Here is an 11,189-nt window from a genome sequence, read left to right as displayed (position 1 = left end):
TCCCATACGGCAACCGGCAGTACTCGAACACCATCTCCCGGATCTGCTCCCCTGTGAATTCAGCACTCAACATGCGGTAACCCTCCATAGCTTCTCGAATGACTCACCAGAAGCTTGGCAAAGAGGGTGCGAGCGGAATGGTTACCTATTCCGCGAGCGTCTGGCGAATGCGCGCGCGTTTGTCGCTTGGGGGGTGTCGGCTCAGGCGTCGAGTTCCCGGGCACTGACGAAGCGCCTGGGCTGACCGGTAAGCGGGTCCGTGAAGTTCAGCGACCGAGCGAGAAGCTGCAACGGCCGGGTGAAGTCGTCTGCCGGCACAGAGGTGAACTCCGGATAGTACGGGTCGTTCACGATGGGAATACCCAACGAGGACAAGTGGATCCGCAGCTGATGGGTCTTGCCCGTCTTGGGAAAGAGTCGATATCGGGCGGAAGTACCCAAAATGTCGATCAGTTCGATCAGGGTCTCACTGTTCGGCTCCCCCGGCTCCTCGTACGCCGTCATGACACCGTGTTCCTTGAGGATCCTGCTACGCACGACGCGCGGAAACTCCAGTGCTGCATCGAATCCCGCGACGGCCTCGTACTCCTTGGTGACGTTCCGGGAGGAGAAGAGTTCCTGATACGGCCGTCGGGCATGCTTGGTCTTGGTGAAGAGCAACACCCCGGCGGTGGCGCGATCCAGTCGGTGCGCGGGCGTGAGGTCGGGGCAATCGAACTGCTGTCGGAGCCGTACCGTCGCCGTTTCGGTGACGTGCCGACCACGCGGGATGGTGGCGAGGAAGTGCGGCTTGTCGACCACCAACAGGTCATCGTCCTCGTGCAGCATTCCGATCTCGAAGGGGACCGGAATCTCCTGCGCTGGAACGCGATAGAAGTACACCTGACTTCCGGCTCGGTACCGCGTGGCGTCGGAGATGGGCCTGCTCTTCTCGTCCACCACTTCGGCGTCGTGCATGGCCCGTCGCCAGTCGTCATCGGGCAGCTCACGTTCGAGGTACTCCACGATGGTGGTGGCCGAATCACCATGCGGCAACAGCAGTCTCAGCGGAGCGAGACCGTCCCGGAAGGGCAGCATTGTCTACGCGCAGTCTCGACAGATCAACCGCAGACCACGTCCGGCGTCGCCGTCGAAGTCCTGGTACCGCGACGTCGGATTACCGCAGGCACTGCAGCGACCGATGACGGCGGTGTGATCGGAGAAGTTCTGCGCCATCCGCTTGTCGAAGACGAACAGCGAACCCTCCCACAGCGCGTCGTCACCGAAAGTCTCTGCGTACCGGACGATTCCGCCGTCGAGCTGATACACCTCTTCGAACCCACGGGCCACCATCAAAGACGAGAGCACCTCGCACCGCACTCCCCCGGTGCAGTACGTGACCACCGGGGACTGCTTCAGGTGGTCGTAGGCACCGGAATCGAGCTGCGAGACGAAGTCTCTGGTCGTCTCGACGTCGGGCACTACCGCGTTCTTGAATTTTCCGATCTCGGCCTCGAAGGCGTTGCGGCCATCGAAGAAGACGACGTCGTCGCCACGGGAATCGACGAGCTCGTGCACCTGCTGCGGGCTCAGATGAGTGCCACCGCCGACAACACCGTCGGCATCGACCTTCAACTCGCCTGGCGCACCGAACGTGACGATCTCGTCGCGCACCCGCACACTCAGGCGCGGGAAATCGTTGCCGAGTCCATCGGACCACTTGATGTCGGCCGACTTGAACGCCGGATAGCTGCGGGTGCCGCGGACGTACCTCTTGACGTCGTCGACGTCACCGCCGACTGTCGCGTTGATGCCGTGCTCGGAGATCAGGATGCGTCCGGTCAGGTTGTTGGACGCGGCCAGCGTCTGTTGCCACAGCCTGATCGCGTCGGGATCGGGCAGCGGAGTGAACACGTAGAACAGGACGATTTTCGGTACAGCCACGCCGACCAGTATGGCGCGTTGTCAGGCAGGTGGTGCCGCCGCCCGGACGCGCTGGGTGCCGGAGTCCACGGTGAAGCCCGCTCCCCAGTAGACGCCGGTCTGCGGATCCTCCTTGGCGGTGAGGAACCAGTGGTCCATCCTCGCGGCCGTTCGGGTGACCTCGAAGACGCCGAAACCGTGACTGTCGAGGTCGACGAACTTCACGTGCTGGTTGAGAGCCTTGAATGCCTCCTCGGCGACCCGGCCCAGTGTGTGCGGCGGAGTACGCGTCAGGTCGTCAATGTTGGCCGAGCTCACCGAGGTGACGACCAGCTCGGTGGCGGCAGGTTCGGTGGTGGCGTACTGGGCCGCATCGAGGGGTACCTCGCAGGCCCAGGCCGAGTGGATGTCGCCGGTGATGAACACCGTGTTGTCGACGCCTGCGTCCACGATGGCACCGAGCAGCTTGCGGCGGTCGGCGGTGTAGCCGTCCCACGGGTCGGCGTTGTACGGCAGACCGCCCTCCGGGATCCCGAGCAGCGACGTGACCGCCCTGGCGGCATCGCGATCGAGCGGCGGGATGAGAGTGGGCGTGATCATCACCGGGTTGCCGACGATCTTCCACTGCGTCGGCGACGAGACGATGCCGTCGGTGAGCCACTGCATTTGCTCCGCGCCGGTGATGGTCCGGTTGGGCGAATCCACCTCGGGCCCGTTGAACGGCAGCACCTGCTGCGAGCGGTAGGTGCGCAGGTCCAGCATCGAGAGCTCGAGGAGGTTTCCGAACCGCAGCCTGCGATAGAGGTGACGGTTGGTCGCGGTGCCTGCCGCTCGTACCGGCATCCACTCGTAGTACGCCTGCTCGGAATGGGCCTTGCGGGTGGACCAATCGCCCTCGGTGCCCGGAGTGTGGTTCTGCGCGCCGGTGTCGTAGGCATCGTTGGCGGATTCGTGGTCGTCCCACGTGCAGATCCACGGCACCCCGACGTGCGCGGCCTGCAGATCGGGATCGGACTTGTACTGGCCGTGACGCTGCCGGTAGTCGGCGAGCGTGACGATCTCGTGGGTGGGCGAATGCTGGCGAATCACCCCGTCGCGGCCCGGGAATCCGCCCGTCTCGTATTCGTAGATGTAGTCGCCGAGATGGACGATGGCGTCCAGGTCGCCGCGGGCGGCCAGATGCCGGTACGCGCCGAAGTAGCCCGACTCCCAGTTGGAGCACGAGACGACTCCGAAACGCATCGCGTCGATGTCGGCGTTATTGGCCGGGGCGGTGCGCGTGATTCCGACGGCCGATGCCGCATCCTTCGTCCGGAAATCGTAGAAGTACGTGGTGTCTGCGCTGAGGCCGTCGACGTCGACTTTGACGGTGTGGTCGGTGTCGGGGCCGGTTGCGACGGTTCCGGAGGAGACGACGTCACCCATGTCTGCACTGCGGGAAATCCGCCACGTCACCGACACCTGCGGGCCGACGCCGGAGCCCGGGGTGGCGTCGGGAGTGGGGGTGAGCCGAGTCCAGAGGACGATCGCGTCGGGCAACGGATCTCCCGATGCCACCCCGTGCAGAAAGCCGCGGTCGCTGCCCTGAGCGAATGCGGTCGCCGGCAGTGTCGTGGCCACTCCGACCACCGCGACGGCCACCGACGACGAGCGAAGAAACGTCCTTCTGGAAAGCGCAGACTCAGCGTGCATCGGGTCAGTCCATGCGATGGATGGTCGGTGGTCAAGTAAGGCGCGCCTGGGTCGGCCGCATTGTTCACCAGCTGGCCATGCGCCGGACGCTGGTTTGCCGTCGTCGCTGCGGGAGAACACTCCGAGAATGGACGCTCTGTGGTTGTTCGGTGATCAGCTCGGCCAACACTTTCACTCGGTGGACGAGCACGCCGACCGAGATGTGCTGATGATCGAGTCCCGACGCGTGTTCCGGCGTCGGCGATACCACCGGCAGAAGCTCCATCTCGTGTTGTCGGGGATGCGTCATCTGGCCGACGAGCTGGGTGATCGCGTCACCTACCTGCAGACCGAGACGTATCGCGAAGGGTTGGCCGAGTACGGCAAACCCGTGGTGGTGTTCGAGCCGACGTCACACGCGGCGGAGAAGTTCGTCGCCGCGCTGCACGAGGAGGGACTGGTCTCGGAGATTCTGCCGACGCCGATGTTCGCGCTTCCCCGGGCCGAGTTCGCCGAGTGGGCGGCCGAACGCGGGACCTTCCGCATGGAGACGTTCTACCGCGAGCAACGCAAGAAGTTCGATGTGTTGATGGACGGTGCCGACCCGGTCTCGGGTAAATGGAACCTCGATGCCGAGAACCAGTCGCCACCACCGAAGGGACGCCTGACCCTGGGTGTGGAAGAACCGTGGTGGCCGACCGAGGATGCCATCGACGACGCGGTTCGTGCAGATCTCGACTCGTGGGACCTCGATACCGTCGGAGTCGATGGGCCTCGCGTGTTCGCAGTGACCGCGGCCGAGGCGTCGGAGGCGTTGTCGCACTTCATCAATTACCGCTTGGACGACTTCGGTAAGTACGAGGACGCGGTGATGGCCGACGACTGGACGATGTCCCACTCACTGCTTTCGGTCCCGCTCAATCTCGGCCTGCTGCAACCGTTGGACGTCGCACACGCAGCCGAGGACGCCCACCGAGACGGCACCCCGCTGGCGAGCGTGGAGGGTTTCGTTCGGCAGATCCTCGGCTGGCGCGAATACGTGTGGCACCTGTACTGGCATCTGGGGCCGGAGTACCTCGGCGCAACAAGCTCGAAGCCCATGAGCCACTGCCGGATTGGCTGACGGAGTTGGACGGCGACGCCGTGGTGGCGAAGTGCCTGTCCAGCACCGTCGACGGCGTGCGCGACCGCGGCTGGGTGCACCACATTCCCCGACTGATGATCCTGGGAAACTTTGCGCTGCAACATGCGTGGGACCCACGAGCGTTGACCGACTGGTTCGCAACAGCTTTCGTCGACGGGTTCGCCTGGGTGATGCCGGTGAACGTGATCGGCATGAGTCAACACGCGGACGGCGGAGTGATCGCCACCAAGCCCTACGCCTCGGGCGGGGCTTACCTGAACCGCATGACCGACTACTGCAAGCCGTGCGAGTTCAACCCGAAAAAGCGACTGGGCGACGACGCCTGCCCCTTCACCGCCGGCTACTGGGCATTCGTCCACCGGCACCGCGAGATGTTGGCGCTCAATCACCGTACGGCGAGGCAGGTGTCGTCGATGAACCGATTGAGCGACCTCGAGCAGGTGCTGGAACAGGAACGGCAACGCGAGGTCTACTGACGCGTTGGGTTCTCGAACCGTCAGCCGAATTGGCAGATCAATGGCGCGCAGGTTCGGCGTGGCTGACGACGCCGTCCCGGGAGACTTCGAGAGTCGACGGTCCCTTACCACGACCCACCGACAGGTTCTGAGTCTCGAATAGTTAAGTAGGGCAACAGTTTTCGATTCAACGATGGTTGCCAGTCGAACGCACGTTCGATACACTTGCTTCCATGACCACGGAGATCTGGCAACTGAGCGAGAGCGAACTCCTCGCCGACGCCGCCACGGTTTCCCATGAGATTCAGTTGTTGGAGGCCCGACGCATCGCCCTCGTCGCCGAGATCGACACCCGCGTCTCCCGTGAGAAACTCGGATTCCCCGGACCCGCCGGCTGGCTGACCTCCACCACCCTGCTCTCGCCGTCCAAGGCCACCAAGATCGTCGCCCTCGCCCGCGGGTTGAAGAATTTTCCCGATATCGCCGACGCCGTGAACACCGGCGTCATGTCCGTCGATCACGCCGCGCTCATCCTCACCTTCGCCGAAACACCACCGAAGGACCTCCCGGAAGAGGGCCGCGTCATGGCCCGCACCGCGATGATCGCCGCCGCGACCGGGCCCGAAGCACGCACCGGCCGGATCCGAGCAGCGATCACCAAACTCGAGGACGAGTTCGGCGGCAAGACCCCACCACCCGAGAACACCGACCGCAACGAACTCTTCGCGTCGACAACCTTGAACGGACGTCTGGTGGCGAAGATGGATTTCGACGCCGTCACCGGAGAAAAACTCCTCACCGCACTCTCACCCCTGACCGAACCCCGCCCCGCCGCAGACGGCACCCCAGACGACCGCAGCCCCGCCAAACGCAGAGCCGACGCCTTCGGGCACATCCTCGACCAATACCTCGCCTCGAGCAATCGCCCCATCGAAGGCGGTGAACGCCCGCACCTGAACCTGCACATCAACCTGCGCGACCTCACCGACCTCCGCGACAGCGCCGACACCGCCGACGCCGACATCGCAGACGACGAAACCGCACGCGCAGCAACCGAATCCGACACTGTCGATCCGGTCGACATCAACACCGGCAACCCCATCGACACTCACGCAGCAACCGAGCAGGACCACGAAAACGGCAGCGGCAGTGGCAGTGACACCGCCAGTGGCAGTGAAGATTACCGCTGTGCGACCGATCGCGGCACCTATCGCGACCTGTTCGGCGACGGCACGTCAGTCGGCTGGCTGCCGTGGATGGGACCACTCTCCCGCAACACCTCCCGCCAACTCGCCTGCGACTGCGTTCTCACCGCCATCGTCATGGACGAACACGGCAACCCACTCAACCTCGCCCGCACCGCCCGCACCGTCTCCGCCAAACAACGCAAAGCCCTCACCGCCCGCGATCACGGCTGCGCATTCCCCGGCTGCGGAAAACCCGCCGCCTGGACCGAAGGACATCACATCTGGCACTGGGCCGACGGCGGCCCCACCGACATGAACAACCTCGTCCTACTCTGCGGATTCCACCACCGACTCATGCACCACAGTGACTGGGAAGTGTTCATCGGCAACGACAACCACCCCTGGTTCGTACCACCCGCCACCGTCGACCCCTACCGACAACCGCGACAATCCCACGCCCGAGCAGGCCCCCACATCGCATAAGCCCGAAGAAAGACTCCAGCCCCGCACCGAGAACACGGTGCGGGGCTGAAAGAGATTGTTGAGCGTGATGTTTCGATCAAACGCTCAGCGTATTACACGACGCGCATGAGCCGATTCTGTTCGTCTCCGCTCCGATCGACCGACCGGTGACCTACTTCGTATCGAGCTTCGCGACAGCCTCGTCGATCATCGGCACGTATCGCTCGAGTGCCCACGGCACCGTCAGCGGATTGATGATGGACGACCCGGTGACGAACGACTGATCCGTCGGCGCAACGACCGAACCGCGGGACACAGCCGGAATCTGCTGGTAAGCAGGCTGATTCTCGGTGTCGGTGCGGTTCTGCGGATCCGAGTAGAAGGTGAAGATCAAGTCCGAGTCGTTCAGCAGATTCGCATTTTCCAACCCGATCACCGACGAGTCGGTGCCCTCGGTCTCGTCGAGCGTGTTCACCACCGGATCGACCTGCAGCCCGAGGCCGCGGACCATCGCGACGCGCTGCTCGTCGGCCAGGAACACGCCCAGCGTCCCGGGACCGGTGTTGTAAATGTACGAAAAGCTCACGTCCGCATACTCGGGGTGCTGAGCGGCGGCGTCGGCGAAGCGGCTCTCGATCTTGTCGATCTCCTCCGCAGCCTTCTGCTCCTCACCCATGGCCTTGCCGATCACGGTGATCTGGTCTTCCCAGGTCGTTGTCCACGGCTGCTCCTCGTACGCAACCACCGGGGCAAAGGCACTGAGCTTGTCGAACTGATCCTGCGTGACGCCCGACCACGGTGCCAGGATCAGATCCGGCTCGAGAGCAGCAACAGCTTCGATGTTGAGTTCGGTTCCACCGGTGAATTGTTCGGGAAGTTCGGCACCCAACTCGGTGACTGCGTCGTGAACCCACGGCAGATATCCCGATTCGTCGGCACCCCACGAGTACTCCTCGACGCCGACCGGGACCGTCCCCAGCGCGATCGCCGTCTCGGCCGAACCCTGCCCGAGCGTCACGATGCGCTCAGGCTTCTCGGTGATGACCGCCTGCCCCAGGGCCGAATCGATGGTGACGGCGGCAAAGTCGCCGCCCCCGGCCTGTTCTGGCTCAGCCGTGTCGGCAGACGAACATCCACCGACCACCAGGGCCGACACAGCGAGCGCGGACAGCAGGGACGCACGGCGAGTGAAGCGTTCACCGGCCGTTGGAGCAGAGAACATGGATACCTCTCGACGGATCAGCGGGTTAAGAGTAAGTCAAGGCTAACCTACAAGCGCGGTTCGAATGCACTGCACAGCGGGCGTTCGCTACGGTGGGAGCCATGAGCCTTCCTCGTCCTGTCCCTGATCGGACAGCCGTCGTAACCGGAGCGTCCTCGGGAATCGGAGCCGCGATCGCCCGCGTGCTCGCATCCCGAGGCCACGGCGTCACTCTCGTCGCTCGGCGTGCCGACAAGCTCGACGAGTTGGCACAGGAGATCCGAGCACGGGGAGTTCGAGCCGAAGTGCTCGCTGCCGACCTCTCCGACCGCACTGTGCGCGCCGAACTGCTCGGCCGCATCACCGATCTCGGCCTGATCCCGGACATCCTGATCAACAACGCCGGACTCTCCACCCTCGGACCGGTCGCAGAATCGGATCCGGACGCCGAGATGAATATGATCGAGGTCGACGTCGTCGCCGTCGCGGACCTCTGCACCCGCTTCCTCCCCGGCATGATCGAACGACGACGCGGCGCACTGCTCAACGTCGCCTCGACCGCCGCGTTCCAGCCCTTGCCCGGGCAGGCCGGCTACGGCGCATGCAAGGCATTCGTGCTCTCGTACACACAGTCTCTGACCGGTGAACTGCGTGGAACCGGTGTCACCGCCACCGCGCTGTGCCCCGGACCGGTACACACCGGGTTCGGTGAGGCCGCAGGCTTCCCGAAAGACGAAGCAGAGAAGGCACTTCCACCGATCATGTGGGTGGACGCGGAAACGGTGGCCAGGACCGCCGTCGACGACATGGCCAAGGGGCGCATGGTGTCGATTCCGGGAGCGGCCAACCGCATCGGGTCCATCTTCGCGCAGATCACCCCGCGAACGGTGTTGGTGCCCATGCTCACTCGCATTCACCCCGGCCTGGGCAAGAACGCCCGCAAGGGAGCCTCGTCATGAGCCGCGAACTCACCGTCTCGGACAGCATCGTCGTCGCTTCCGATCCGAACACGCTGTACGCCGCGATCAGCGACCCCACGCGGATGGGTGAATGGAGCCCGGAAAACAGAGGTGCCACCGTCCACGAACCCCGCGAGAGTGCCTACGTGGGAATGGTGTTCGACGGAACCAACAAGCGCGGCCGAGCGAAGTGGGTCACTCGCTGCACCGTCACCGCGGCCGAGCCTGGCAAGACCTTCGAGTTCCGAGTCCACGCCATCGGCAAGAGCGCTCCGAAGATCAAGGGTGCGAACGCAACCTGGCGTTACGACTTCGAACCGGTCGCGGGTGGCACAAAAGTGACCGAGACCTGGACCGACGACCGGACGAAGTGGCCCGACGCGCTGGCTCTCGTGTTCGACAAGATCGTCACCAGCGGTAAGACGTTCCCGCAGTTCCAGCGTCGCAACATTCGCAAGACGCTGGAGAACCTGCAGAAGGTCTACGCCTGATCTCGAGCCTGCCGGGTATACAGGCCGAGAACGTAGGACGCCTGCCCCGCGTGCTGGAGGTCGTCGGACACCACCGACACCAGCCGCGCACCCAGAGTGACCGGCGGATCCCAGTTCTCGTCGACGATCCGATCCAGATCGTCGGTCGAGATACTGCTCAGGTACGCAACAGTTTTCGAGTGCACGGCGTCGTGGTAGTCACGCAGCAGATCGGCGCTCGAAGTGACCTGAGCGACGTCGGAGGACGATTGGCCGTACCCGATGTCGGACTTGTCGAACGGAAGTCCGAAGCTTTCGAACCACGAGTCCGACGTCCATACCTGTTCGCTCCCGGCCACACCCGCGATGTGGTCGTCCTGCACCCGCGTCAGGTGCCACAGCAACCACGCGATGCTGTTGGCGTCGGCATCGGGTCGATACGTCAAAGCGGCGGCGGGGATGTCGTCCAATACCGAGTGGACGAGTTCCTTAATTCGGCCGAACGCGTCGGTGAGCAGTTCGTTGTGATTCATGCGATCCGTTTCTTCTCTGACAGCACTGATGACCACTCATGCTTACCCCGATGTGGCGGCAGGGAACATCGGGGCGGCCCGAGCGCGTTGGACCGGATATGACTGCTCCAGCAATTGTGTACACCCGCACCGGCGACTCGTCCGTCCTCGAGCTGAAGGATCGCGAGGTGACCGAGCCCGCCGCAGGCGAAGTGCGTGTTCGCATCGTGGTCTCGGGCGTCAATCCGACGGACTGGAAGAACAGGACCGGCTCCGGGCCGGGTGAGAAGCCGGCATTCGACGAGGTGGTACCGAACCAGGACGGTGCCGGAGTGATCGACGCGGTCGGCCCCGACGTCGACGGCGTCTCCGTTGGCGATCGGGTCTGGGTGTACCTGGCCCAGCACCAGCGCCCGACCGGTACGGCCCAGTCTTTCGCAATCCTGCCTGCCTCCCGAGTGGTTCCGCTGCCTGATGGCGTCGGGTTCGACGTGGGCGCAAGCCTCGGCGTGCCCGCGATGACGGCGCACCGCGCACTGACCGTCTCCGAAGACGGACCCACGCGGCTGCACCCGGGCGCTCTGGACGGCAAGTCGGTACTCGTCGCCGGTGGTGCCGGTGCCGTCGGCCATGCTGCGATCCAATTGGCCCGCTGGGCTGGTGCGACGGTGGTGACGACGGTCAGCGGACCGGAAAAGGGCGCACTGGCCACCGCCGCGGGTGCGCATCACGTGGTGAACTACAAGACCGGCGACGCCGCAGCGGAAATCCGCGAGTTGGTTCAAGACGGAATCGATCTGATCGTCGAGGTTGCTCCCGCACAGAACGCCGCACTCAACGCTGCCGTGGGAGCGAACCGCGCATCGATCGCGGTGTACGCCAACAACGGCGGCGACACCGTCACCCTCGACGTTCGGCCGAACATGGTGCTCAACACCCGATACCAGTTCGTGCTGCTCTACACCGTGGGCGACGAGGCTCTGCGTAACGCCGAGGCGGACGTCAGTGCGGCGGCAGCCGCGGGTGTGCTGGAGGTGGGTGAGGCCACCGGCCTACCGCTGCACCGCTACTCGCTGAGCGAAACCGCAGCAGCACACGACGCCGTCGAGAACGGAACCGTCGGCAAGGTGTTGATCGACGTCAGCGATCAGTAAGCCGGGCAGACTCAGGTGGTGAGCGGCAAGTTGGACCACGGGAAGTTGATCCACTTGCCGGTCTCTCGCCAC

At 64.4% G+C, this 11,189-nt stretch carries 9 protein-coding genes and 1 pseudogene; 5 read left to right on the top strand and 5 right to left on the bottom strand.

Going from position 1 to position 11,189, the window contains the following annotated elements; genetic code table 11:
- Nucleotides 1-201: 201 nt before the first annotated feature.
- Genes MTX34_RS24250 through MTX34_RS24240 form a run of 3 tightly spaced genes read right to left on the bottom strand, consistent with a single transcriptional unit; the run spans nucleotide 202 to nucleotide 3,594 of the window.
- Nucleotides 202-1,077 carry a pseudouridine synthase gene (locus MTX34_RS24250; protein WP_243611091.1) on the bottom strand — a complete coding sequence of 292 codons (876 nt, stop codon included), beginning with the start codon at nucleotides 1,075-1,077 and terminating at the stop codon, nucleotides 202-204.
- A 3-nt stretch (nucleotides 1,078-1,080) separates the two neighbouring features.
- Complete coding sequence (locus MTX34_RS24245) at nucleotides 1,081-1,923, bottom strand: rhodanese-related sulfurtransferase (RefSeq protein ID WP_243611090.1); 843 nt, start codon at nucleotides 1,921-1,923, stop codon at nucleotides 1,081-1,083.
- A gap of 21 nt (nucleotides 1,924-1,944) precedes the next feature.
- Nucleotides 1,945-3,594 carry an alkaline phosphatase gene (locus MTX34_RS24240; RefSeq protein ID WP_243611089.1) on the bottom strand — a complete coding sequence of 550 codons (1,650 nt, stop codon included), beginning with the start codon at nucleotides 3,592-3,594 and terminating at the stop codon, nucleotides 1,945-1,947.
- Between the two features lie 127 nt (nucleotides 3,595-3,721).
- Here MTX34_RS24240 and MTX34_RS24235 point away from each other — a divergent pair.
- Together MTX34_RS24235 and MTX34_RS24230 are read left to right on the top strand one after the other, a co-directional pair.
- Nucleotides 3,722-5,193, top strand: a pseudogene (locus tag MTX34_RS24235) (cryptochrome/photolyase family protein).
- 212 nt (nucleotides 5,194-5,405) lie between these two features.
- Nucleotides 5,406-6,842 (top strand): HNH endonuclease signature motif containing protein, encoded by a 1,437-nt coding sequence (locus tag MTX34_RS24230; protein ID WP_243611088.1) that lies wholly within the window; start codon nucleotides 5,406-5,408, stop codon nucleotides 6,840-6,842.
- Between the two features lie 151 nt (nucleotides 6,843-6,993).
- Here MTX34_RS24230 and MTX34_RS24225 read toward each other — a convergent pair whose 3' ends face one another.
- Nucleotides 6,994-8,043, bottom strand: coding sequence for an iron-siderophore ABC transporter substrate-binding protein (locus MTX34_RS24225; protein ID WP_243611087.1), 1,050 nt, complete (start codon nucleotides 8,041-8,043; stop codon nucleotides 6,994-6,996).
- A gap of 101 nt (nucleotides 8,044-8,144) precedes the next feature.
- On the opposite strand from MTX34_RS24225, the gene MTX34_RS24220 reads away from it, so the two are divergent.
- Nucleotides 8,145-8,981 (top strand): SDR family oxidoreductase, encoded by an 837-nt coding sequence (locus tag MTX34_RS24220; protein WP_243611086.1) that lies wholly within the window; start codon nucleotides 8,145-8,147, stop codon nucleotides 8,979-8,981.
- On the top strand, nucleotides 8,978-9,472 hold the full coding sequence (locus tag MTX34_RS24215; RefSeq protein WP_243611085.1) for an SRPBCC family protein: 495 nt from the start codon (nucleotides 8,978-8,980) through the stop codon (nucleotides 9,470-9,472). Before MTX34_RS24220 ends, MTX34_RS24215 begins: the two co-directional genes overlap by 4 nt.
- On the opposite strand, the gene MTX34_RS24210 is transcribed toward MTX34_RS24215, so the two are convergent.
- A complete protein-coding gene (locus tag MTX34_RS24210) occupies nucleotides 9,463-9,984 on the bottom strand; it encodes a DinB family protein (RefSeq protein ID WP_243611084.1) in 522 nt (173 codons plus the stop codon). The genes MTX34_RS24215 and MTX34_RS24210 overlap by 10 nt on opposite strands.
- Before the next feature lie 98 nt (nucleotides 9,985-10,082).
- Between MTX34_RS24210 and MTX34_RS24205 the strand changes: the two genes are divergently transcribed.
- Complete coding sequence (locus MTX34_RS24205) at nucleotides 10,083-11,117, top strand: NADPH:quinone reductase (RefSeq protein ID WP_243611083.1); 1,035 nt, start codon at nucleotides 10,083-10,085, stop codon at nucleotides 11,115-11,117.
- Nucleotides 11,118-11,189: the final 72 nt, after the last annotated feature.

The organism is Rhodococcus sp. ARC_M5, from assembly GCF_022810405.1.
In the GTDB taxonomy this organism is placed as follows: Bacteria; Actinomycetota; Actinomycetes; order Mycobacteriales; family Mycobacteriaceae; genus Rhodococcoides; species Rhodococcoides navarretei.
The sequence above is the reverse complement of the archived record's forward strand: the minus strand, read 5'-3'. Positions and strand labels throughout refer to the sequence as shown.

Bases quoted from the DNA above. Each gene is read 5' to 3' on its own strand.
- MTX34_RS24220 (WP_243611086.1), top strand. From the start codon at position 8,145: ATGAGCCTTCCTCGTCCTGTCCCTGATCGGACAGCCGTCGTAACCGGA.
- MTX34_RS24250 (WP_243611091.1), bottom strand. From the start codon at position 1,077: ATGCTGCCCTTCCGGGACGGTCTCGCTCCGCTGAGACTGCTGTTGCCG.
- MTX34_RS24215 (WP_243611085.1), top strand. From the start codon at position 8,978: ATGAGCCGCGAACTCACCGTCTCGGACAGCATCGTCGTCGCTTCCGAT.
- MTX34_RS24230 (WP_243611088.1), top strand. From the start codon at position 5,406: ATGACCACGGAGATCTGGCAACTGAGCGAGAGCGAACTCCTCGCCGAC.
- MTX34_RS24225 (WP_243611087.1), bottom strand. From the start codon at position 8,043: ATGTTCTCTGCTCCAACGGCCGGTGAACGCTTCACTCGCCGTGCGTCC.
- MTX34_RS24210 (WP_243611084.1), bottom strand. From the start codon at position 9,984: ATGAATCACAACGAACTGCTCACCGACGCGTTCGGCCGAATTAAGGAA.
- MTX34_RS24240 (WP_243611089.1), bottom strand. From the start codon at position 3,594: ATGCACGCTGAGTCTGCGCTTTCCAGAAGGACGTTTCTTCGCTCGTCG.
- MTX34_RS24205 (WP_243611083.1), top strand. From the start codon at position 10,083: ATGACTGCTCCAGCAATTGTGTACACCCGCACCGGCGACTCGTCCGTC.